The organism is Polynucleobacter tropicus, from assembly GCF_013307225.1.
Taxonomy (GTDB): domain Bacteria; phylum Pseudomonadota; class Gammaproteobacteria; order Burkholderiales; family Burkholderiaceae; genus Polynucleobacter; species Polynucleobacter tropicus.
Window position 1 is genome coordinate 273,914 of the sequence record NZ_CP028942.1, and the last position, 22,963, is coordinate 296,876.

Consider the following 22,963-nt stretch of genomic DNA (forward strand, 5'->3'; position numbering starts at 1 on the left):
TGTCGCTTTACTTTTTGGTTTGACTGCTAAAGACAATATTGCTCAGGTTCGCATCACGCGCAGCCTCTAGAGCGGTCATTACTGATTGGTGCGGTGCTTTGGCGTCAGCATCAATATTTACTTGGGGATTTGCGCTGGCATTGGTATTCAGTTGCGTAAGAGCGTTACTTAGTTGTGAAAAATCCGTAACCTTGCCGTTGATGGCAAAACGCCCATCGCGACTGACGGCAATATGGATTTGTTTGCTCTCAGCTTGAGCCTCACTACCATTAGCGCTCGGTAAGGTGATGGCCAATTCTTGATAGCGAGTAAATGTGGTTGAAATCATTAAAAAGATTAATACCACCAGCAATACATCAATAAATGGAATGAGATTAATTTCTGGCTCGGGAGAGGCCGATGTTCTACCTAAAGAAAAAGTTTTTCTTTCTTCAAAAGAGTGATCGAGCCAACCCATTAGACAGCTTCAGTTGGAAAAAGTTTTTTGAACAACTGACGCGTAAATTCTTCGCATTCGCGTTGTCGTTGATTAGCCATTGCACGCAATCCACGCCATGCAGCTAGTGCGGGAATGGCAATTAATAAACCAAACGCAGTGTTGTAGAGTGCCACCGAAATGCCATGGGCTAACTGTTGAGGGCTGCCTGCACCATTAATGGCGCCCTGACTTCCAAAGATTTCGATCATACCCACTACAGTTCCAAATAAACCTAGCAGAGGAGCAATGGTGGCAATAGTGGCTAGAGCGCCAAGATAGCGATCAAGCTTAAGCCAAGTCGACTGAGCAACTACTTGTAGTTCTTCTAGCGCAACTTCAGTATTGCTACCAGCAATTTTTTCTTTCAGTACGCAGGTGAGCAACGGGCTTGCTGGTGACTGAATGATCAAATTCTCTAAATGGGTGTTGACCAGCCTTTGGTTGGGGGATTGATTGGCCAACTGATTTGCTGTGCCAAATACGGATTCCAGCAGGTCCTTAGGGAAAATATGCGTAAATCGTAAATACCAGCAGCGTTCAATCGCAATTGCTAGGCCGATAATAGAAATAATAAGTAGGGGCCAAATAGGCCAGCCAGCAGATAGTAAGATGGAGTACATAAGCTCAGTACTTTAGCTGAATTACAAACCCTAATTCGCTTAACTAACCTGTGGATAACTCTGTGTAAAACTTTTCCATACATGTTCTGTAAGTGCTTGATTGTTGGTGAATGAGATTAATAAGCGCTAAAACTACCTTATGTTGCTAATGAAAATTATCCTTATAAATCAATTATTTATAAAATACCTGTTGGATTTATGAGACGCTTTGGGTCAGTAATTACTTACTTATTCGAATTAAACCTTGGGCGAATGGGTTTCTGTGGATAGTTATTGCCGCCAAAGCCTGATGCTTGTGTGAATAAAGAGAAAAAATGTCGGAAATATCAAGAGAAATTCTGTCTGTTGGGGACCTAAACCGCGCCATTGCTCAATCTCTGGAGGATCGGTTCGATACCGTTTGGGTGAGCGGGGAGATTTCGAACTTTAAGGCTTATGACAGCGGGCATTGGTATTTTTCTCTTAAGGATGAAGAGGGTCAGATTCGCTGTGTGATGTTCAGGGGTCGCAATGGGCAGGTTGGATTTATGCCCCAGTCTGGTGATTTAGTGGAAGTAAGCGCCGGTCTTGGAATGTATGTACCCAGGGGGGACGTTCAGCTTACCATTCAAACTTTGCGACGCGCAGGCATGGGTGGTTTATATGAGGCCTTCCTTAAGCTCAAAGCAAAACTTGCGAAAGAAGGTTTATTTGACGAAGATCGCAAACGCGAGATTCCGAGTCATCCAAGATCAATTGGCATCATCACATCGCCACAAGCAGCAGCCTTAAAAGATGTACTCAGCACATTAGCAAGACGTGCGCCTCATATACCAGTTGTAATCTACCCAACCTTGGTGCAAGGTCCAGAAGCGCCAGCTGGAATTATTTCAGCATTAAAAAATGCCGAAAAGGAGAATGCCGTCGATGTGATTTTGTTGGTTCGTGGCGGTGGCAGCATTGAAGACTTGTGGGCATTTAATGATGAGCAATTAGCATATGCAATAGCGCACTCAGCAATCCCAGTTGTTAGTGGCGTTGGGCACGAAACCGATTTCACCATTGCGGATTTTGTAGCAGATCTGCGTGCTCCAACGCCCACGGGGGCTGCAGAGCTGGCAGCGCCACGTAGAGATCAAATATTGCAAGAACTAGATGCCATCTTTCAGGCATTGCTGCAACGAATTAACCAACGCATCGAGCGTGAAGCGCAAACATTAGATCAGTTGGCACTAAGACTAAGCCATGCATTACCTAATCCCGATCGTATGCGAGAGCAAATCACTGGTTTGCAACAACGCATTAATCAGGCTTGGTCGGTACGCATAGAAAGTTGGAAACGTAATCATACCCACTACCAGTTGCAACTTGAGATGCTCAACCCACAAAGAACGCTTGAGCGTGGCTATGCTGTAATTTTGAGGCAAGAAAAAAATTCATTATTTGCGCTACGTAACTCTAATGAACTACATGTTCATCAGAATTATCAGGTGCGACTAGCAGAAGGGCAGGCAGTAATCGAGGTGTCCCGAGTTGACACAGAATTATGATTTTTGAAATTTGGTGAGCCCACATATTTTTTAGCTGATCGGATGGTTATTATACAAATAAATTTAAGTATAATAACCAGGTGAAAAGCAATCTTTACACCCCTCTTTCTTTGGTTGCACAAACAGCTTATGGCGAGCTACAAGATCAATTACGTATTCAGGGTATTGATCGTCTCAGAGCTCTTCCGGGTGCATTTCATAAGCAAACGCAAAAAGGAAAGCCTTATATTTATTATGGATATCGTGACATTGATGGTATTGGCAGAATGGCATATGTCGGGCCAGAGGATCAGCGGGTGTTGGAGTTAATAAGAAAACATCAAGAATTAAAGTCGAGTGATCTGCCGGAAAAAATTAAGAAACAGGCGAAGTCAGCTGAAGTGCTTGGATGTACAGGTACTTTGACTAAGCATTTTCGGGTTATAAACCGCCTTGAGCAGTATGGATTTTTTCACTCTGGCGGTATTTTGATTGGCACACATGCATTTTTAGCAATGGGCAATATGTTGGGCGTCAAATGGGGGGTCTCTAATTTGACAATGGATGTAGATTTTGCTCATGCAGGCAGGAATGTATCTATTGCGCTGGGGGCTAATGTCAAGATTTCAGTACATGATGCACTTAATTCTTTGGAGATGGGCTTGCTGCCCATCACCGAATTCTCGGGAAAAACTGGTGCTCAATATAGAAATCCAGCTGACCCTGAATTGCGTTTAGATTTTGTGACGCCACAAACTCGTAGCGGGGGAACTGTCATTCTGTCCGAAATGGGGTTGGCTCTAGAGTGTTTAAAATTTATGGAGTTTTCACTGGTAGACACGACACAAGCTGTGTTGTTGTCAAAAGAAGGGGCATGTATTGTCAATATTCCAGCTCCAGAACGTTATGCAGTGCATAAATTAATTGTTTACGGCGAGCGACCAGTGAGTGACAAAGTCAAAGCCAATAAGGATTTGGGGCAAGCAGCTGCTATTTTTAAGGTGCTTTTTGATAATGGTAATGTTGATCTCATCAGAATCGCATGGAGTGATGCGGCTTCACGTGGTCCCGGCTGGTTAAGGCGCTTGAATCAAGGTAAAGAGGCTCTCTTAAAGCGCTATCCAGAATTGTTAGAAATCGCACATGATTAGCCCAGTCATAAGACATGCATCATTCGCTCCTTTATGACACTAGAAAAAAATGACAACGATAAATGTAAGTAAGGCGAGAGCGGATCTTAATCGCCTTCTTGATCAGGCAGTCAAATCACGCAAGCCAATTATGATTTGTGGCAAGCGAGCGAATGGTGTGTTGATATCTGAAGAAGATTGGAGTGCAATTCAGGAGACTTTATTTCTTTTGGGAATTCCGGATATGCGTAAATCAATTAAAGATGCAATAAGTGAGCCACTTTCTAGAGGTAAAAGTACCATCAAGTGGTAACTTAAAAGTTTGTTTACTATGAATGCGTCTTTAAAGATAAGAAAAAATCAGCGCAGCTAGCCTGAAAGAAAAAAGCAGTTCGCATCCTGGGGATATGCACACACTGCGATAAGGCTCTAAAAAATATTAGGCTCTATTTCCAGCTTGACGCCAAATTTACCGTGCACTGCATCTTGAATGCACTTTGCAAGACCTAGAATATCTTGTGCAGTTCCACCGCCATGGTTAACTAGAACTAGGGCTTGATTTTCATAGACGCCAACATTGCCCATGCGTTGCCCCTTAAGCCCGCATTGATCAATTAGCCAGCCGGCAGCCAACTTACGCTGATTGTCAGTATCTGGGTACGAGATAAGCTCAGGGTGCTTCAGAATCAAGGTCTCGTATTGTTCGTTAGGAACAATAGGATTCTGAAAAAAGCTACCAGCATTGCCAATAAGTTTGGGGTCAGGAAGTTTCTGGGTTCGTATTGCGCAAACAGCAGAAAAGATATCTTTTGCAGTAGGCGAAGAGTTATGGAGAAATTGTTTTGCAAGATCGGCATATTGAATGCGCGGCTGCCATTGCTTGGGAATGTCAAAAACAACTTTACTCACAATAAAGCGATTGGGCTGTTGTTTGAAGTAGCTATTACGATAAGCAAAGCAGCAATCTTGTTTAGACAAAGCCACAAACCTCTGCTCTTTGGTGTCAAATGCTTCAACCATTTGAATGTATTCAACCACCTCAGTTCCATAAGCGCCAATATTTTGAATGGGTGCAGCCCCAACAGTGCCCGGTATCAACGCTAGGTTTTCTAGACCACAAAAATCATGATCTAGGGTCCAAGACACAAATTCATGCCAATTGACGCCACTACCGACAGCGATAGTAGTGATATCCAAATTGGAGCCAATGACTTCAACCCCAGGAATATTGATGAGCAATGTTGCCCCCGGTAGTACTTTGGGCAGAATTACATTACTTCCACCTCCGAGTACGCGCCATGGCAATTTCTTTGCAGCAATTTCTTGCATTACAGCTGGAATTTGTTCGGCAATCGTAATTTCAAAAGCAAGTTCAGCTTTAGCGTCAAACCCGAAGGTATTGCGACTCTTCAGATCAAGATTTGCACTTGATTTAGCGGCGGAGATCAAATTCTGGGAAGATGTCATGCCACAATCTTATTCGAATGCGTGCTGGAAGCGCAGATAATTGCAAAATACCAGGAATATTCAGAGAAATACTGTAAAAATATTAAACAAAAATATCAATTTAAGAATAAACAAAGGAGTAGAAGATGCCCTCATTTGACGTAGTTTGTGAACCAGATATGGTTGAGCTTAAGAATGCTATCGAGCAATCTAATAAAGAAATTGCCAATCGCTTTGACTTTAAGGGTTCAGATAGCCGCGTAGAGCAAAAGGATGAAGCTTTGATTTTGTTTGCTGATGATGAATTTAAGCTGGGTCAGGTGCGCGATGTGTTGATTGGCAAGATGGCAAAGCGTAATGTAGATGTGCGTTATTTGAAAGATGACAAAACAGAAACGATTGGCGGCGATAAGCGCAAGCAAACCATGAAAATTCAAAAAGGTATTACATCGGAGTTATCTAAAAAAGTGGTGCGCATTATTAAAGACAGTAAGCTAAAAGTTCAGGCCAGCATTCAAGGTGATGCGGTGCGTGTGACCGGTGCTAAGCGTGATGATTTGCAAGCCACAATGGCTTTGTTAAAGAAAGATGTAACCGAGGCACCCTTAGGCTTCAATAATTTCCGTGACTAATGGTTCACTAGCGATAGCGCCAGCAAGTGAGGAGGCAATTGAGCGCTTCTGTGATGCTTGCTGGTTGGAGGATGGTCTGGCAAAAAATAGCTTGTCGGCCTATCGCAGGGATTTATTGTTGTTGGCCCAGTGGCTTTATAAAGACGCTGGCATCGATTTGTATGCTGTTCAAGAAAAAGATCTCACTGCCTACATAGCCTATCGTCGTGCAGACAAGGCGACTACAGCCAATCGTAGGCTGACGGTATTTAAGCGTTTTTATCGACACGCCTTGCGCATGAACCTAGTAAAAAGTGATCCTTGTATTGGCTTGCGAGCGGCTAAGCAAGCATTACGCTTTCCCAAGACTTTGAGTGAAGACCAGGTTACTGCATTACTCAATGCGCCTGATATTGAAACGCCGTTGGGGTTACGTGATCGGACGATGTTGGAGTTAATGTATGCCAGTGGTTTGCGTGTCTCAGAAATTGTGTCGCTGAAAACGGTCTCGCTTGGCTTAAATGAGGGCGTTGTTCGAGTAGTAAATGGTAAGGGTGGCAAAGAACGTTTAGTACCTTTTGGTGGTGAGGCAGGGCAATGGTTGAGACGCTATTTTGCACAGGCACGCACGCCGTTATTAGAGGGCAAATCAAGCGATGTCGTTTTTGTCGGGCGCCATACGGGAGCTGCACTCACGAGGCAAGCTTTTTGGGCCCTGATTAAGCGTTATGCAACGCTAGCCAATATTCCAGTTTCTCTCTCTCCTCATACTTTGAGACATGCCTTTGCAACCCATTTACTCAATCACGGAGCAGATTTGAGGGTGGTGCAGCTATTGTTAGGGCATGCAGACATATCCACTACGCAGATATATACCCACGTTGCAAGGGAGCGCCTCAAATCGATCCACCAGCAGCATCATCCGCGTGGCGCCTGATTTAAAAAGACTCCTAAGATATCAATATTCTCAAAAGTGATTAAGATGACGCTATGACCTTTACCCTAGACCTTTTATTAATTCTGGTTGCGTATCTGATTGGCTCGATTTCATTTGCGGTGGTAGTGAGCAAGTGCATGAGACTGCCTGACCCCCATTCCTATGGTTCTGGTAATCCAGGCGCCACCAATGTGTTGCGCACTGGCAATAAAGTGGCTGCAGGCCTTACGTTTTTGGGCGATGCTTTAAAAGGTTTTCTAGCCGTTGTTTTGGCAAGGGCTATTTTGGGTGATCCGCCCATGAATGTGTATTTACATTCATGGGCACTTTGCGGTGTAGTGATCGCTGTATTTCTTGGGCACCTTTTCCCGGTGTTTCATGGATTTAAGGGTGGCAAAGGTGTCGCAACAGCTTGCGGTATTTTGTTTGGCATTAATCCCATTTTAGGCATAGCCACTTTGAGTACTTGGATTATTGTGGCGGTGTTTCTTAGATATTCTTCTTTAGCTGCTTTGGCTGCCGCCGTCTTTGGCCCGATCTATTTTGTTTTTTTATTTGGCTTTGAGCCAATGGCTATTGCTCTAGCAGCAGTTTGCATACTGCTCATTTGGCGTCACAAAAGTAATATTCAAAATTTACTCAATGGCACTGAGAGTCGCATTGGTTCTAAAAAGAGCAAAGCCTAACAAATGCCTCTTAAATAATAGATAAGAAAAAAGGTTGAGGAGACACCGATGACGATTGCCTATGCCTGTATTTTATTGATGGGTTTATTTCCTTATGTCGCAGCTGGTATTGCTAAAAAAGATTTTGAACAATATGACAACAGCATGCCAAGACAATGGCTAGCCAAGCAAACTGGTTTTAGAGCAAGGGCTAATGCCGCCCAAGCGAATTTATTTGAATCGCTGCCACTGTTTTTTGCTGCCGTCATCATCGCTTCGATAAGCCATGCGCCACAAACAAAAATTGATCTTCTAGCAGTTGGTTTTATGATTGCCCGCATTGCCTATCTCATTTGCTATGTCGCTAATTGGCCAACTGCTCGATCGATCGTGTGGTTGTTAGGCCTTCTTTGCGTGATCACCATCTTCTTTCAGATCTAAAGTAAATCATCAACATGACTACGAAAAAAACAATTCATCAAGCGCCAAAAAAAGTGGCCGCTAAGAGAAGTGCTTCAGCCAAATCGGTTGTTAAGAAAGATTTAGCTAAAAAATTGGTAGCAAAAAAAGACGATGCAGGAACGCCACTTTCAGTGGTGATTCGCCGCCGTATTGAAGCTCAAAATGCCCGCTTTCATGCCAATGACAATATTGCTGCATTTATTGAACCTGGCGAGTTAGAGGGTTTGATTGATGAAGTTGCCCAGAAGATGCAAGGCGTGTTGGAGAGTTTGGTGATTGATACAGAAAATGATCACAACACCAAAAACACCAGTAGACGTGTGGCCAAAATGTATGTGCAAGAGGTGTTTAATGGTCGCTACGTTGATCAGCCAACCTTAACTAAATTTCCCAATGTCAGTCGCCTTAATGAATTGATGATCATTGGGCCAATTACGGTGCGCAGTGCTTGCTCTCATCATCTATGCCCCATTATGGGCAGAATCTGGATCGGAGTGCTGCCGAACAAAGGCTCGGCACTGATTGGCTTATCTAAATACTCACGATTAACTGAATGGGTCATGTGTAGGCCACAGATTCAGGAAGAGGCCGTAGTTGAATTGGCTGATATGTTAGAGAAAAAAATTAAGCCCATTGGCGTGGCAGTAGTGATGGATGCAGATCACTTTTGTATGCAGTGGCGCGGTGTGAAAGATCGTGATTCGAAAATGATTAATAGCGTGATGCGTGGCGCATTTTTGAGGGACTCTAACTTACGTCGTGAGTTCTTGGCTTTAATAGACCGAAAGTAAGTAGATCGTTAGCAAGTAGACTATAAGTAAGACCCACCATGAATCGCCTCCGCAATATTTTGTTTTGCTATCGTTTGCTCATGCTCGTTGTAGTTATGAGTCTTTGCGCTTGCGCTTCAATACCTGATCAAAACGTAGACTTGGCTAAAAATAATCTGACTAGCTTTAAAAAGGATCTAAAAGAGTGTAAGGAAGATTACCCTGAAACAGGATCTGGGGTTCATGTGCGCCAGTGGGAAGGGTGCATGAACTTAAAAGGCTGGAAATAGTCTTTTCCTGGGCCAATATTCCTGAGAACAATTCTCAACTATATTGTCTTATAAATCAGCTAGTTAGAAGCCTGCTAGCAAGTCCAAACTATCTCCACTATGATCACAGCTAGTTTTTAAGGATGTGCATTAGTCGTTGTGCTTGTGCATATAGTTTGCTGTTTTATCTTTTGGAGAATCCATGAAAAATAGTCGTCGCCAATTTATGATTTTGTCTGCTGCTGGTGCCTGTACTTTGGCCCTAAATGGCAAAGTGCAAGCTCAAGCTATGGTTGCTGAAACCGATCCTCAAGCTGCGGCATTAGGCTATAAAGCTGATGCTACCAAGGTAGATAAGGCAAAGTATGCAAAATACGCTGCTGGTCAAGAGTGCGATAACTGCGCCTTGTTCCAAGGCAAAGCAGGCGCTGCTGCTGGTGGCTGTTCCTTGTTTGCTGGTAAGCAAGTAGCGGGTAAGGGCTGGTGCTCTGCTTACGCTAAAAAAGCCTAAGGATTGACTCAGTAGCCCTAAAATTGGCTGATTGTTAAAAGCCGCTCTCTTGAGTGGCTTTTTTATCGCCTATTTTTGCCCTGTAATAAATGCTGGCTCAAGCATCACTTCCTTTATCCTTGTAGGCATCTAAGACTGCATACATATATTTTTGAGCGCTGTTTCTGATCCCCTCTTGCACCCAAAGTATCGATCTGATATCGATGGCCTGCGTGCGATTGCAGTTTTAAGCGTATTGATTTTTCATGCCTTTCCAGAATGGTTGTCTGGGGGCTTTGTAGGCGTCGATGTTTTCTTTGTTATTTCAGGGTACTTAATCTCCACCATTATTTTTGAAAACATTGATCAGCAGCGTTTTAGCTTTAAAGCGTTTTATATTCGGCGGATCAATCGCATTTTCCCAGCCCTAATTTTGGTGCTCATTGCCTCTTATGCATTTGGTTGGCTTAACTTATTAGCTGATGATTTTGCGCAATTGGGTAAGCACATTGCTGGTGGAGCAGGTTTTGTCTCCAATCTGATTTTGTGGAATGAAAGTGGCTACTTTGATAAAGCGGCTGAAGTAAAGCCTTTGTTACACCTGTGGTCGCTTGGCATTGAAGAGCAGTTTTATATTTTCTGGCCCTTGTTGATGGTGTGGATCAGTCGTTGGCCAAAACGCGTATTACCAATCATCATTTTGGTGGCGATTGCCTCCTTCGCGCTAAATGTAGCCATGATTGGGGTTGATCCAGTAGCGACGTTTTATTCTCCCTTTACCCGTTTTTGGGAATTGTTGATTGGCTCCTTGTTAGCCTATGCCATCTTATATAGCCCAGCATTAGCGGGAATCAGTAATGGGCAAAGACGCTTTGCCGCGGTTGCCTCGGCTACTTCGGTATTGGGACTAGGTCTCATTCTCTTTGCGATATTTGCGCTGAATCAAAAAAGCCAATTTCCGGGGTGGTGGGCCTTATTGCCAACCATCGGCGCAGCGCTTTTGATTGCTGCAGGGCCTCATGCATGGTGCAACAGATACATCTTGAGCCTCAGGGTGATGGTATGGGTGGGCTTGATTAGCTTTCCACTTTATCTATGGCATTGGCCTTTGTTGGCTTTGGCACGTATTCAAGAGGGTGGTAATTTATCGATTGAGAATCGGACCATTTTGGTTTTGGTATCTATCGTGCTATCTTGGCTGACTTATCGGTTTATTGAAAAGCCCATTCGCTTTCATGCGAAATTCCGGACACAAAAAAATGTGGCTCTCATCATTTTGATGGTGATCATTGGATATCTTGGCTACAACTGCTTTGATCGTAAAGGCATTCAATTTCGCCATAAATTTTTTATTAAACAAATTTCCACTTACACCTTTGATAAGGTGGTCGAGCAGCGACAGCGTACTTGCTTCTTAATGGATAAAGGTGATGATGTCACTAATTTTTCTAAAGTATGTATTCATGACGATAGACCCTTTAAGTTAGTGCTTTGGGGTGATTCGCATGGGGGATCGATTTATCCTGGCTTTAGTGAGCTTGAGCGAGACAATGACAAAGTGGCGGTGACGCAATTTACGGCTGCCGGTTGTGGCGGTCTTTTGCCAACCGAAGAGCAGGGCGAGTTCTGTCGAAATGCCAATACCTTGGCACTCAAAGAAATCCTCAGAATCAAACCGAATTTAGTGGTGATCTATAAAGCCTGGCATCCGTGGTATTTCAAGCTCACGGTGCAAACCTTGCAAAAGCTCAAACAAGAAAATATCCCAGTGCTAGTGATTGGACCTACTCCACGCTGGGGCGATGATTTACCCAGAGTGGTGTATCGCTATTGGAGAAAACATAAAGAGTTACCGCCAGCGTATAGCTTTGATGGGTTAGCACAAAATTTAATTAGCATGCAAATTGATGGTTTAAAGGGATTGCGAAAGGAATTTCAGGATCAATATTTAACATTGCCAAATGCTTTAGAGCAAGCAAACCTTAAAGACGGTATTGAAAGTTCTCAGAGGGCATTGCAAGAGCTTAATCAAATCAAGTTTGGCCCCTATTATTCAGCAAGCGCCCAAATCTGTGATGAAAGTGGCTGTAAGATTCCTATGACAGTCTTAGATGGCGATCTAAAAAAGCTAGTTTTATCTAATGGTGGTTCTTACTACTCTGCCTATGATCTATTTTGTAATGAGCAAGGCTGCTTAAATCGCATCCCTGGAGTAGAGAATGCGCTCACCACTTTAGATGAAGACCATATTACACCTGCGGCGGCCAGATATCTTGTACGCGGTATGTATCCGTATTTTGAGTCGATAACTAATGCCAAATTGCCAGCAAAATAATGTATGAAACACCCTATTCAAGCTTTTATTAAAAATTCTCTTTTCTATCTGGGTGGTGACCAGCCCCCTGTTGCATGGCGAGAGCGTTTGCGATCATCTTTTGGGGCTCTAGCTGGTTTACTGTTTGTGCTGACATTGGCCAAAATGCTTGGAGAATTTGTTGGGGTGAGCGAGTGGCTCATGGCTTCATTAGGTGCCAGCGCTTTGTTGGTATTCGCACTCCCACAAAGTCCAATGGCGCAACCTTGGGCCGTGATTGCTGGCAACACGCTATCAGCAGTCGTTGGTATTACTTGCATGCATTGGATTGGCGAACCTTTGTTGGCTATGCCCCTAGCGGCATCATTGTCAATTATGGGTATGTTTGTATTGCGTTGTTTGCATCCACCAGCAGCGGCAGTGGCGATGATTGCAGTCCTGGGACATATCGGCGCTTACCGCTATGCTTTTTTTCCAGTGATGATTGATTCAGTGTTGTTGGTTTTAGCGGGCGCTGCTTACAGTAATTTGACGGGTAAGCGTTATCCCAATAGGCCTGCAAAGTAATCTCAACATAAGTTCAATTAACTACTAATTAACCACTCAGCAACTATTAAGCAACTAAGCAGGCCTGGGTTGGAAGTCTCTTTTGGTGCTCTTATTTAACTTTGGTGGCAGCAATCGAGGCGATGCAGTCTTCAATACCATAGTTATGGTACATACCAGCATTCTCTTTTTTCAGGGACTGGGCGCACTCTGAAACCGAGTTGCGTACATTGATTTTTGGAATATCTGCCATTTATTTTCTCCTTTTGTTCTGTTATGTTTTGATTGGGGGGTAGTTTGTATGCATGCAATTCCTACGCATTTAACCCTTAGAGCGCTATTTTAATGAATTTTTTGCTTGGCCAGATGCCTGAGAGCGTGGTAAATACCTATAAAATCAAGACCTAAACAGCAAAATACTGAAATAGTTATTCCCTATCTATATATGTGTCTTTTAGAGCTTTTCGATGACAGCGATGACTGAGGTTACACCAGTAATTCTTTGCGGCGGATCTGGTACGCGTCTGTGGCCTCTGTCGCGCTCAGCTTACCCAAAGCAATTCTTGGCCCTGTCGGGTAATGAGAACGGCGCTAGTCTTTTTCAGGAAGCGATTGCAAGGCTGAATGGTATTGCTGGTTCTGATGCCGATACTGAGCTGCAGCTTGGTCAAACCTTGGTTGTGACAGGAGAAGACCATCGCTTTTTAGTGCTTGACCAGTTGCAAGACATCTCGGGCGTTCAGGCAATTTTATTGTTAGAGCCTGTTGGCAAAAATACTGCTCCTGCACTGACGTTGGCGGCTTTGTATTCTAGTGAGCAAAAGAGTGATCCTATTTTGTTGATTACCCCCGCAGATCAAACCATTAAAAATACTTCGGCATTTAACAAAGCCTTAAATAACTGTATCGCTCTTGTTAAGGCAGATCAAAGCAATCAAACTATCGTTGTCTTAGGCATTACACCAAAGTCACCTGAAACGGGATACGGATACATTCAACGTGCTGGAGCCAAGGGATCTCATCAAGAGTTTGCAGTCGAGCGCTTTGTTGAAAAGCCAAATCTAGAAATGGCGCAGCGATACCTCGCGGAGGGAATCTATCTGTGGAATAGCGGTATGTTTGTGATGCGAGCTAGTACCTGGTTAGCGGCCTTAAGAGAATTTCGTCCGGATATATTGCTTGCCACCGAGAAGGCGTGGCAGTCTCGTACCCAAGATCAAGCTGAGCAAACGATCTTTATGCGCCCAGATGCAGAGACGTTTCATTCGATACCTGGCGAGTCAATTGACTATGCAGTCATTGAAAAATGCCCGCATTCAAACCATTTTGTCTTGAAGATGGTTGAGTTGGATGCGGGGTGGAGTGATCTTGGCGCATGGGATGCAGTATGGCAAGTTGGCAAACAAGATGCCCAAGGCAATGTTGTACATGGTGATGTATTGCTCGCTAATACAAAGAACTCTCTGGTACATGCTGGCAATCGTTTGGTGAGTGCAGTCGGGGTAGAAAATTTGATTATTGTGGAAACTGCAGATGCGATTCTGGTCGCTGACCGAAACAATAGTCAAGAGGTAAAACAAATTGTTGCCAAGCTTGATGGTCAACAGCGAGAGGAAAAGAACTTACATCGCAAGGTTGCAAGACCATGGGGTTGGTATGACAGTGTAGATGAAGGCGAGCGTTTTAAAGTGAAGCGCATTCAGGTAAAGCCCGGAGCTAGCCTTTCATCACAAATGCATCATCACCGTGCCGAGCATTGGATTGTAGTCAAGGGAACAGCGGAGATTACCAATGGAAGTCAAGTCATTACCCTTACTGAAAATCAGAGCACCTATATTCCTCGGGGTCAAACCCATCGATTAGCCAACCCTGGCAATACCCCTCTAGAAATTATTGAGGTTCAATCAGGATGCTATTTGGGTGAGGATGATATTGTGCGTTTTGAAGACAGCTACGGTCGAAGTTAATAGCAGAGTTACTAAATAAATCGCATTTAATAGATTGTATTGAATAGACCCGGATGAGCCAATCAAAATGAATATTTTATTAACCGGCGGAACGGGATATATTGGCAGTCATAATGCGGTAGTCTTGGCCCAGGCAGGGCACGAGGCCATTCTCTTTGACAATCTCTGTAACAGCTCAAAAGATGTTGTGCAGCGCCTAGAAAAAATTATTGGCAAACCGATTACCTTTATTGAGGGAGATGTTCGTAATACTGAATTACTAGTCGAGGTGATGCGCAATCATCAAGTAGATGCGGTGATCCACTTTGCTGGTTTAAAAGCAGTTGGAGAATCTGTTGCAAATCCCCTTTTGTATTTTGCTAACAATGTGCAAGGAACAATTAGTCTTTTGCTGGCCATGCAGCAGTTGGAGATAAAAACTTTCATATTTAGCTCTAGTGCCACCGTTTATGGTGAGCCTGTCTATTTGCCTTACGATGAGGCTCACCCTACTAATCCTATCAACGCATATGGCGATACTAAACTCCAAGTTGAAATTATTTTGCGCGATCTAGCCAAATCTGATCCGCAGTGGAAAATTGCTTGTTTGCGCTACTTTAATCCAGTGGGTGCTCATGAATCTGGCTTTATTGGCGATGATCCTAGCGGTATCCCGGGAAATCTCATGCCTTATTTGGCTAGGGTTGCTTCTGGTAGCCTGCAATATCTCAGTGTCTTTGGCAAAGATTATGAGACGCGTGACGGTACCGGAGAGCGCGATTACATTCATGTGATGGATTTGGCTGAAGGGCATATGGCTGCTTTAGATTTTTTGGCAAACAATTCAGGCCTTCATGTGGTGAATTTGGGGACTGGTAAACCCGCTAGCGTTTTAGAGTGTGTCAAAGCATTTGAGGGTGCTGTTGGTAAGAATTTGCCTATACAGTTTGCCCCAAGACGTGATGGTGATTTGCCAATTTATTTTGCCAAGGCGGATTTAGCAAAAGAGAAATTAGGTTGGATCGCCGCCAGAACTCTAGATGAAATGTGCGCAAGTGCATGGCATTTTCAACAAGTGCAAAGCTCCCAATCCAAGTCATCTACTGAATCGACGTAACTTACATTAATACTAGAGAGATATTATGGTCACAAAGCAAAAGGTAGCCCTTATCACTGGAATTACAGGACAAGATGGCTCCTATTTAGCTGAATTTCTATTGGAAAAGGGTTATATCGTTCACGGCATTAAACGCCGCGCATCTTCTTTTAATACAGAGCGCATCGATCATCTTTATCAAGACCCGCATGTCAATCATCCTGATTTGATTCTTCATTACGGTGATTTAACAGACACTAGTAATTTGGTGCGAATCATTCAGCAAACTCAGCCAGATGAGATTTATAACTTGGGCGCGCAATCTCATGTGGCGGTATCCTTTGAATCACCAGAGTACACGGCAGATGTTGATGCCATCGGTCCATTGCGCATGTTAGAGGCTATTCGTATCTTAGGTTTGGAGAAGAAAACCCGTTTTTATCAAGCCTCCACTTCAGAGTTGTATGGTTTGGTGCAGGAGATTCCTCAAAAAGAGACTACGCCGTTCTATCCGAGAAGTCCTTATGCAGTAGCTAAGATGTATGCCTACTGGATTACCGTTAACTATCGCGAGGCATATGGTATCTATGCGTGCAATGGCATTTTGTTTAATCATGAGTCTAAACGTCGCGGAGAAACTTTTGTAACGCGTAAGGTGACTCGTGGATTGGCCAATATTGCGCAAGGGCTAGAGAAGTGTCTTTTCATGGGCAATATTGATGCTCTGCGTGATTGGGGGCATGCAAAAGATTACGTTCGTATGCAATGGCTCATGTTGCAACAAGACAAGCCAGAAGATTTTGTGATTGCAACAGGCGTGCAGTTCACTGTTCGTGAGTTTATTGCTCGCAGTGCCAAGCAACTCGGCATTACTCTGAAGTTTGAAGGTAATGCTGAAAATGAAAAAGCCATAGTTACTGCCATAGAAGGTGATAAGGCGCCTGCCCTCAAAGTGGGTGATGTCATTGTTCAGATTGATCCGCGCTACTATCGTCCTACCGAAGTCGAGACACTGTTGGGTGATCCCGCTAAAGCTAAGGCTAAGTTGGGATGGGTTCCAGAAATTACACTAGATCAAATGATTGTGGAAATGGTAGAAAGCGACCTAGATAAGGCCAAGCAACATGCTTTATTGCTCAAGCACGGTCACAGTGTTTCAGTTGGTACTGAAAAGTAATGACAGCAGATCTTCAACAAAAGATTTATGTAGCCGGTCACCGGGGTATGGTGGGTTCAGCCATCGTCAGGCATTTGCAGGCAAAAGGCTACAAAAATATTATTAGTCGAACTCATGCGGAGTTAGATCTCACAAATCAAGCTGCTGTTAAAGCCTTTTTTGAGAGGGAAAAACCAGATCAGGTTTATTTTGCGGCCGCTAAGGTTGGGGGAATTCATGCAAACAATGTATATTCTGCCGAATTTATTTATCAGAATCTGATGATGGAGGCGAATGTCATTCATCAGGCATTTGAAGCTGACGTAAAAAGATTGTTATTTCTTGGGTCTAGCTGTATTTATCCCAAGATGGCTCCACAACCCATGAATGAGGATGTCCTGTTAACGGGAAAATTGGAGCCTACGAACGAGCCCTATGCAATAGCGAAAATTGCTGGTATTAAATTATGCGAGAGTTATAACCGTCAATATGGTCAATCTCATGGCATTGACTATCGATCTGTTATGCCAACCAATTTATATGGTCCAGGTGATAACTACCATCCTGAAAATAGTCATGTACTGCCTGCATTAATTCGGCGCTTCCATGAGGCAAAGATTAATGACGCATCTGAAGTGGTCATTTGGGGATCGGGTTTGCCAATGCGTGAGTTTTTATATGTTGATGATATGGCTGCCGCATCTATATTCGTCATGCAATTAGATAAAAATATTTATGACCAACAAACCTCGCCGATGCAAAGTCATATCAATGTAGGTTTCGGGGAGGATCTGACAATTGCAAGGCTTGCCGAAATCATTGCAAAGGTGGTGGGGTATCGGGGTTCAATTGGCTATGACAGTAGCAAGCCGGATGGGACTCCTCGTAAGTTGATGGATTCGGGGAGATTGGCCCGTCTTGGCTGGCAGGCAAAAGTTGGTCTAGAGGATGGTATTAAATTGGCTTACGCTGATTTTTTAAAGAATTATGCAAATATTTGAATTGAACGGACAGATATTTTGCTAAATAGAATAAAAAAGATCTTTGCCATCCGCAATGATCTTTTCTTGTTAATTTGTTTTTCTCTTATAAGTCTGCTTTTCTCCCAAAGACATTTCTTGTTATTTAGAGACTATGCCATTCTTTGGGAGGGTGCATATCGAGTTTCTCTTGGACAGATTCCCTTTTCTGATTTTGGCACCCCAGTAGGCCCAGTTTCTTTTTTGATTCCAGCGCTTTTTTTCAAGCTATTTTCGCCAAGCTGGTTTGTGATGCAGATTTCTCAGTTATTTGAAGATGCCATATTGTTGATATTGGCTTACCAACTGCTCAGACGCTTACAGTTCACACAGATTAATATCAACAAGGCAATTGCCTGTTTTTCATTCTTATATTTAGTATTTTTGTCTCATCCTTGGTATAACTCGGGAGCTTTTTTATGCTTTCTAGCCTCTATGGTCTTATTGTTGGGGCTAAGTTACCAGTCTCTGATGGCTGCAGGCTTCATGGCTGGACTCTGTTTTCTGGCAAAGCAAGATTATGGCGTAATGAATCTTTGTCTTGGCTCTCTAGTCATTTTCCTTACACAGGGTCAGCAGGGCGGGCTTTATCATCAAATTCAATTTCATCTTTCCTATGCAAAAGATTGGCAAAAAGTACGATCTATTTTTACTGCAATTTTTTTATTTTTAACTTTTTTTATATTGCCAATAGCGCTTCTGATTAATTTTACTGATAGCGATCAGTTTTTCTATTGGTTTAATTACGGGCAGTCGCCACACGAGATTCGGAAAATTCATATCTGGGATTTTGCTAATCATGGTGATTTATTTATTGCCGCATGTATTGCATTCTATTTTGCCTATCGAACAGTGCGAATGGATGTATTGTTTGCAGGCATTTTTTTTATCTGTTCCTTTATTGTGTCCAGTACTAGTGGATTAGACTATACGGCTTTCTTTTTTTCATTGTTCATACCATTATTGATTCAAACTGTTTGGGATAAACGGTTGGTGCAAAATAGGTGGGTCTCGATAGTCCTTATGTTGGCGATATTGACCTCTGTCGTTTTTCCGGCAAAATATATATATCGCTTGGTGCAAACAACAGTTTTGGCGAAAGCGGAGCCATTTTCTTTTAGACATCTTTACGTCACAAGGCCGGTTCAGAATTTTCCTGGCTCTATGCCGTATTTTAAAAATGTCATGGGCTCTGATGATTCTTTGCTTATGATTAATGAATTGCAGAAAATTTTTAAGAGCTCACGCCATGCAAACAAGAGTCGAAACGTTACCAAACTGAAGGTACTTAACATTAGCGAGCTCACACCCTTGTATGCCGAATTAGGAAGTGTGCCTCCATTGCATTATCCTTTGTGGTATCACAAGGGCATTTCATTATTCCCGCAAGAAATCCAAATGATTGATCGGGATCTTGATGACGCTAAGTTTGATGTGGTCATTTTGCAAAATGCTCACGGGCAGGTAAATTTTGAGGAATTCTTGACGCGCTTGCAAAGCAATCCAAATTATGAAACATTGCGTGAGAGAGGATTTATTTCGCCTTCAACATCAACAGGGGATACCTGTCGCGAAGGTTATTGCCAAAGTCATATGTACGTCTATGTTAGAAAGGATTTATTGAAGCAGTCGCTTTAGTCAATTACTTGGCCATATTTTGGCGTAGCCTCTCTGCATCCCAGTTGAGAAGGTCGCGCACTTCCCCTGCATTTAATGATTCCAGCCGAAATTCAGGAGGCACTCGATTAATGACATCAAAGTAGCAAAGTAGCTGAGCTACTTTTGCCTTATTAAATTCTGGCTTTACAAAAATGCCGACATTTTCGATAAAAATTAATTCAGGATGACTATCTTTATTCTGTTTTTGCAGGACTTCCCATGAAGGGTAAATATTGGCTGCGGGGCCTAAAAAAACAGCATGATCAGGGTATAAAACCCAGTCTTGATTTAATCGTTTAAACAGATATTGGTTGAAGACAATTTTTTGCGCATCTTTGTTATTCAGGGGGGTATATCCTTCAACAGGAGATTGCAAAATGTTTGCGGGGACATCAGAATCTTTGCTTGTGAGTAATTTTGGTGCAAAAGCAAGATCAATTTTTTTAAGGAGAGAGTAAATCTCTTCAGTGGTTTGTGCACCAACAACGATGCCATGATTTTTTAAGAAGATGACACTAGCGTCAGGGAATTCCTGTAAAGACTGATAAATAGCCTGCGCTAGATCTGGACCGGGTTTATGGTATCCAACCAACACCCCATTAATAGACGCCTGCTCGCAGATTTTGGCAATAGAGATGCGGCAATCTCTAGAGACTAAATGGCTTAAAGGATTGATTGCATGCAGATGCACCACAATTTTCTGTGGCATTAATCCATGCAGGACAGTTTCAATTGAGGGCTGTAGTTTATTGTCAATCTTAGTAGCTATTACCTGGGGTTTGATGGTGAAGTTTTTCTGCGATAGGGCATTTTGCAAATGCTTTAAATCTACTGGTACAAAGATATCTTCTTTGGTGGCATTGGCTAGCCATGTTCCAGAGGCTTTTATCCAAAGAATTTCACCTTCTTTCCATGAAACATTCCCGCCGGCGCCTTGAACTAGTAGTCGATCTTGGCCTAAATTAGCGCACATCTGGCTAATGGATTGGTGGATATCGCCCATTTAAAAGCCTTACTTGTCTCCGCCTAGCTTTGCTAAAAGTTGGCGTAATTCCTTAAAGTGTTTAAAGCTAGCATCCGGGGTATTTGGCCCCTCGCCAATCTTAACTCCTTCATGAATTTTTTGTAGAGTCACAGCATTGATTTTTTCTTTGCCACCGCGAATGTCATTGATGGGATTGTCGCCGATCATCCAAATGCAATCACCTTTGGGTTGCATTTTCTCTAGCGCAATTTGAAATGGCGCCTCATGAGGTTTATCAAATCCCGCTTCTTCGCTGGTCACGATGTAATTGAAGTAATGGTCTAGACCAAAATACACAACTTTACGAAACTGAATTTGTGCCGTTAAGTCAGTCACAATAGCAGTGGGAATCCCCAGAAGGCGTAAATCATCCAAAAGCTCTTTTACGTCATCGAATAAAACTGCATTCGCTAGAAATGTTCGCCAATAGGTCTGCTCAAAATCAAGAGCCAGTAAGACCTGAGAGCCCAGCCCCATAATTTCTAACATACGTTGGAGGTATAGCAGACGACTGTGTGATGAGGCAGTATGGCCCAATCGAGCTTTAATTTGTTTACGAGCTTCATGAAAGGCATCGTCAAAATCTTTTGAGCTAATAGAGAAAGTGCCCATCACTTTTTCTTTGACCGCTTGTTGTGCACGGGTATGCGCTGGATCATAGGGGTAGAGGGTGTTATCCGTGTCAAATAACACTGCGTCTGGCAGGCGCAAGAAGCGGTCTTGGTCGATAATGTTCGTCATATAAATCGTCTTGTCAGTGCTTGGTTGATATGCGAGAGGGTAATCAATTGCATTAATCCTAAGACCCCATTTTGCCATTGGGGTTGCAAATCCAAAAATTCAAAAATTTGAGGGCAAACTAATTGTGCTGCCATTTGAATATCCTCGGCGCCCGCTTCACCCTCAATGCTGATTGCTACTTCAGAAACGTCTTTATTGGTGTTCATGTCTACATGGAGGCCGCAAACTCCAATTAGCACGCGTTTAAGGGAGAGCTCATTAAAACCATGTCGTGATTTGACTACTAATTTAAGGCGAGGGGGATTATTCTCGCTGGCATTTAGTAGTGAGCTAGAGTGAATGGGTCGTAGGCTAAATATGAGGTCAGCAAAGGCGGCTTGCGGATGAATAAATTTTTCAGAATCCGCTTTGCGTTTTAATAGTGCATCCAAAACACGTTCGATGGTATATCCACGCTTATTAACATCGCGCTGTATTTTGAAATATTTCCGAAGTTCTTCATCGATATCCAAATAAATACTTAGGTCATAACACTGACGTAGGATTGGTAAGTACAGCGCATGGAGACCGCTGGCAATAATAATGTCATTGCTTTTTACGGTAAACGGCTTACTCATCTTTCCAGTGTCGTGGTCATAGTGACATGCCTGAATTGCTCTGCCGTCGGTAAGTGAAACCAAATTTTTGGCATAACTTTCTAAATCGTTGGCGGCAGGGTTAATGTGTGTCAAAACTTGCCACATCGGTTGATGGCGATCCCACAGATGGTAATCATCTCCGGAGATGGTGGCAATTGAGTGGGAACCAAAGAGTCCTGCAATTGAGCTAACAAATGTATCCTTCCCTGCCCCCGAATCGCCTGCCACTCCAATAACAAAAGGTTTGCGACTCAGCCTAAAAAAGTCATTCCGAATCACAGTTTCACGCCAAATTCGTATTGCCAATACGATGCCCGTGGCAACCAAGGCGGTATGAGAAAGTGATATTAGGCGTATGTTGATCAATTGCGCGTCACTAAAAGTATTTGATAGTCCAAATACCTGTAAAGTCGCATCTAGTTGAGCGCCTACAAATAGGATGGCACTTAGCGCATAGAGAGCTGAAAAGATGGAGGTGATGTATATTGCAGCACGATCGCCGCCAGCTTGATAAGTAACCAAGAGTGGAAGTATCCAGATAAACCATCCTGGCGATGCTGGGGTTAGCAGCACGACCAATAAAAATGCCATACCTAAAATCGCATTAAATAACTCAAAGTTCATCCGCTTAATTCTCCATGCGGCATAGAGCATGAGGAGATAAGCTAAGGGGACCAAATAGACGGCTGTATTGCGAACTAGACTGATGGAGAGTTGATAAATCTTTTCAACTTCAGGATTGCTGGCCAACATACCAATGCCGGCTTGAGAAAATAGAAATGGCAAAAAGAAAATGCCTGCACCTATAGTAAGACCAATGACAAATTGGCGCAAAATTTGGCGAAGATTGCCGTTATGAAATAGGTAAATTAGGAAGAAAGGTAGGCCGAGAGCCATGCTGAGCTTTGCGGAGATGGCTGCAGCCAAGAAGACTCCCGAAAGGAGGGGTTTATGTTCTCTCAAAAAGTAAACGGCACTCATTAGTAAAAAAATAGGAATGATGTCGTTGTATCCGAGACAGTAACTAGCAATCAGACTGATGGGTGAGAGCCAGTAAGTGGCTAGCAACACCCAGTCTTTAGTCTTCAGCAATTTGCGTAGGATCAGCAATAGCCCAAAGTCTGCTGCTATTAAACTTAGGCCATATCCATATACCAATGGAATTGAAAGCAGCTTGCATAACAAGCTAAAGGGCAGCAAAAACAGCCACATGGCGTAGCCGTATGGGAATGCAATTGTAGAGCCTCCCTGATTTAGCCATGCTTGCCATGGATCTAAGGTAAATATTGCAATGCTGTTGCTAAGGAAGGGTGCATACCATTGGCCAACGGGTTCTGGCAGTATGGCGATGATCAATCCTAAGCGGAGTGCCAGACCCAATAAAAAGAGAGGACTTTTGCAGTAGCCAAATAAAGATTTTAGAAATAGGGTCGACATA

General features: G+C 43.2%; 24 protein-coding genes. 17 read left to right on the forward strand and 7 right to left on the reverse strand.

Annotated elements, in window-relative coordinates; translation table 11 throughout:
* Positions 1-7: 7 nt before the first annotated feature.
* Together DCO17_RS01495 and DCO17_RS01500 are read right to left on the reverse strand one after the other, a co-directional pair.
* Entirely contained in the window at positions 8-457 is a 450-nt protein-coding gene (locus tag DCO17_RS01495; protein ID WP_173955058.1) for an ExbD/TolR family protein, read from the reverse strand.
* Positions 457-1,098: a MotA/TolQ/ExbB proton channel family protein gene (locus tag DCO17_RS01500; RefSeq protein WP_173955059.1), complete on the reverse strand. Its 642-nt coding sequence runs from the start codon at positions 1,096-1,098 to the stop codon at positions 457-459. The genes DCO17_RS01495 and DCO17_RS01500 overlap by 1 nt, the downstream gene beginning before the upstream one ends.
* 314 nt (positions 1,099-1,412) lie before the next feature.
* On the opposite strand from DCO17_RS01500, the gene xseA reads away from it, so the two are divergent.
* The 3 genes from xseA to DCO17_RS01515 all read left to right on the forward strand — a co-directional run bounded on the left by xseA (position 1,413) and on the right by DCO17_RS01515 (position 4,049).
* On the forward strand, positions 1,413-2,627 hold the full coding sequence (gene xseA, locus DCO17_RS01505; RefSeq protein ID WP_173955060.1) for an exodeoxyribonuclease VII large subunit: 1,215 nt from the start codon (positions 1,413-1,415) through the stop codon (positions 2,625-2,627).
* Positions 2,628-2,707: 80 nt separating this feature from the next.
* Positions 2,708-3,757 carry a nucleotidyltransferase family protein gene (locus DCO17_RS01510; protein ID WP_217425427.1) on the forward strand — a complete coding sequence of 350 codons (1,050 nt, stop codon included), beginning with the start codon at positions 2,708-2,710 and terminating at the stop codon, positions 3,755-3,757.
* A gap of 49 nt (positions 3,758-3,806) precedes the next feature.
* The gene (locus DCO17_RS01515; RefSeq protein ID WP_173955061.1) at positions 3,807-4,049 is read left to right on the forward strand and encodes a type II toxin-antitoxin system Phd/YefM family antitoxin; all 243 of its coding nucleotides are present in this window, start codon (positions 3,807-3,809) and stop codon (positions 4,047-4,049) included.
* 116 nt (positions 4,050-4,165) lie between these two features.
* Here DCO17_RS01515 and murB read toward each other — a convergent pair whose 3' ends face one another.
* Positions 4,166-5,203, reverse strand: a complete 1,038-nt coding sequence (gene murB / locus DCO17_RS01520; protein WP_173955062.1) for a UDP-N-acetylmuramate dehydrogenase — start codon at positions 5,201-5,203, stop codon at positions 4,166-4,168.
* 125 nt (positions 5,204-5,328) lie between these two features.
* Between murB and DCO17_RS01525 the strand changes: the two genes are divergently transcribed.
* The 9 genes from DCO17_RS01525 to DCO17_RS01565 all read left to right on the forward strand — a co-directional run bounded on the left by DCO17_RS01525 (position 5,329) and on the right by DCO17_RS01565 (position 12,267).
* Positions 5,329-5,814, forward strand: coding sequence for a YajQ family cyclic di-GMP-binding protein (locus tag DCO17_RS01525; RefSeq protein ID WP_173955063.1), 486 nt, complete (start codon positions 5,329-5,331; stop codon positions 5,812-5,814).
* Complete coding sequence (gene xerD, locus DCO17_RS01530) at positions 5,807-6,730, forward strand: site-specific tyrosine recombinase XerD (RefSeq protein WP_173955064.1); 924 nt, start codon at positions 5,807-5,809, stop codon at positions 6,728-6,730. The genes DCO17_RS01525 and xerD overlap by 8 nt, the downstream gene beginning before the upstream one ends.
* A gap of 53 nt (positions 6,731-6,783) precedes the next feature.
* Positions 6,784-7,416 (forward strand): glycerol-3-phosphate 1-O-acyltransferase PlsY, encoded by a 633-nt coding sequence (gene plsY / locus DCO17_RS01535; RefSeq protein ID WP_173955065.1) that lies wholly within the window; start codon positions 6,784-6,786, stop codon positions 7,414-7,416.
* A 48-nt stretch (positions 7,417-7,464) separates the two neighbouring features.
* Positions 7,465-7,836: an MAPEG family protein gene (locus DCO17_RS01540; RefSeq protein WP_173955066.1), complete on the forward strand. Its 372-nt coding sequence runs from the start codon at positions 7,465-7,467 to the stop codon at positions 7,834-7,836.
* Between the two features lie 14 nt (positions 7,837-7,850).
* Positions 7,851-8,648: a GTP cyclohydrolase I gene (gene folE, locus DCO17_RS01545; protein WP_173955067.1), complete on the forward strand. Its 798-nt coding sequence runs from the start codon at positions 7,851-7,853 to the stop codon at positions 8,646-8,648.
* Between the two features lie 38 nt (positions 8,649-8,686).
* Positions 8,687-8,917, forward strand: coding sequence for a hypothetical protein (locus DCO17_RS01550; RefSeq protein WP_173955068.1), 231 nt, complete (start codon positions 8,687-8,689; stop codon positions 8,915-8,917).
* A 181-nt stretch (positions 8,918-9,098) separates the two neighbouring features.
* Complete coding sequence (locus DCO17_RS01555; protein ID WP_173955069.1) at positions 9,099-9,407, forward strand: high-potential iron-sulfur protein; 309 nt, start codon at positions 9,099-9,101, stop codon at positions 9,405-9,407.
* Between the two features lie 151 nt (positions 9,408-9,558).
* Entirely contained in the window at positions 9,559-11,721 is a 2,163-nt protein-coding gene (locus DCO17_RS01560) for an acyltransferase family protein (RefSeq protein WP_217425428.1), read from the forward strand.
* Between the two features lie 3 nt (positions 11,722-11,724).
* Entirely contained in the window at positions 11,725-12,267 is a 543-nt protein-coding gene (locus tag DCO17_RS01565) for an HPP family protein (RefSeq protein WP_173955070.1), read from the forward strand.
* A 91-nt stretch (positions 12,268-12,358) separates the two neighbouring features.
* On the opposite strand, the gene DCO17_RS01570 is transcribed toward DCO17_RS01565, so the two are convergent.
* Positions 12,359-12,499: a hypothetical protein gene (locus DCO17_RS01570; RefSeq protein WP_173955071.1), complete on the reverse strand. Its 141-nt coding sequence runs from the start codon at positions 12,497-12,499 to the stop codon at positions 12,359-12,361.
* 214 nt (positions 12,500-12,713) lie between these two features.
* On the opposite strand from DCO17_RS01570, the gene DCO17_RS01575 reads away from it, so the two are divergent.
* The 5 genes from DCO17_RS01575 (at position 12,714) to DCO17_RS01595 (ending at position 19,101) form a co-directional block, all read left to right on the forward strand.
* Entirely contained in the window at positions 12,714-14,213 is a 1,500-nt protein-coding gene (locus DCO17_RS01575) for a mannose-1-phosphate guanylyltransferase/mannose-6-phosphate isomerase (protein ID WP_437342809.1), read from the forward strand.
* Positions 14,214-14,280: 67 nt separating this feature from the next.
* The gene (gene galE, locus DCO17_RS01580; RefSeq protein ID WP_173955072.1) at positions 14,281-15,309 is read left to right on the forward strand and encodes a UDP-glucose 4-epimerase GalE; all 1,029 of its coding nucleotides are present in this window, start codon (positions 14,281-14,283) and stop codon (positions 15,307-15,309) included.
* A 25-nt stretch (positions 15,310-15,334) separates the two neighbouring features.
* Positions 15,335-16,465, forward strand: a complete 1,131-nt coding sequence (gene gmd / locus DCO17_RS01585) for a GDP-mannose 4,6-dehydratase (RefSeq protein ID WP_173955073.1) — start codon at positions 15,335-15,337, stop codon at positions 16,463-16,465.
* Positions 16,465-17,445 (forward strand): GDP-L-fucose synthase, encoded by a 981-nt coding sequence (gene fcl, locus DCO17_RS01590; protein WP_173955074.1) that lies wholly within the window; start codon positions 16,465-16,467, stop codon positions 17,443-17,445. The genes gmd and fcl overlap by 1 nt, the downstream gene beginning before the upstream one ends.
* 489 nt (positions 17,446-17,934) lie before the next feature.
* Complete coding sequence (locus DCO17_RS01595) at positions 17,935-19,101, forward strand: hypothetical protein (RefSeq protein WP_217425429.1); 1,167 nt, start codon at positions 17,935-17,937, stop codon at positions 19,099-19,101.
* 4 nt (positions 19,102-19,105) lie between these two features.
* On the opposite strand, the gene DCO17_RS01600 is transcribed toward DCO17_RS01595, so the two are convergent.
* From DCO17_RS01600 to DCO17_RS01610, 3 genes are read right to left on the reverse strand one after another with little or no spacing between them, the layout of a single operon-like run.
* Positions 19,106-20,125, reverse strand: coding sequence for a class II aldolase/adducin family protein (locus DCO17_RS01600; protein WP_173955076.1), 1,020 nt, complete (start codon positions 20,123-20,125; stop codon positions 19,106-19,108).
* A gap of 9 nt (positions 20,126-20,134) precedes the next feature.
* Positions 20,135-20,887, reverse strand: a complete 753-nt coding sequence (locus tag DCO17_RS01605; protein WP_173955077.1) for an HAD family hydrolase — start codon at positions 20,885-20,887, stop codon at positions 20,135-20,137.
* Positions 20,884-22,962, reverse strand: coding sequence for a uridine kinase (locus DCO17_RS01610; RefSeq protein ID WP_173955078.1), 2,079 nt, complete (start codon positions 22,960-22,962; stop codon positions 20,884-20,886). Before DCO17_RS01610 ends, DCO17_RS01605 begins: the two co-directional genes overlap by 4 nt.
* Position 22,963: the final 1 nt, after the last annotated feature.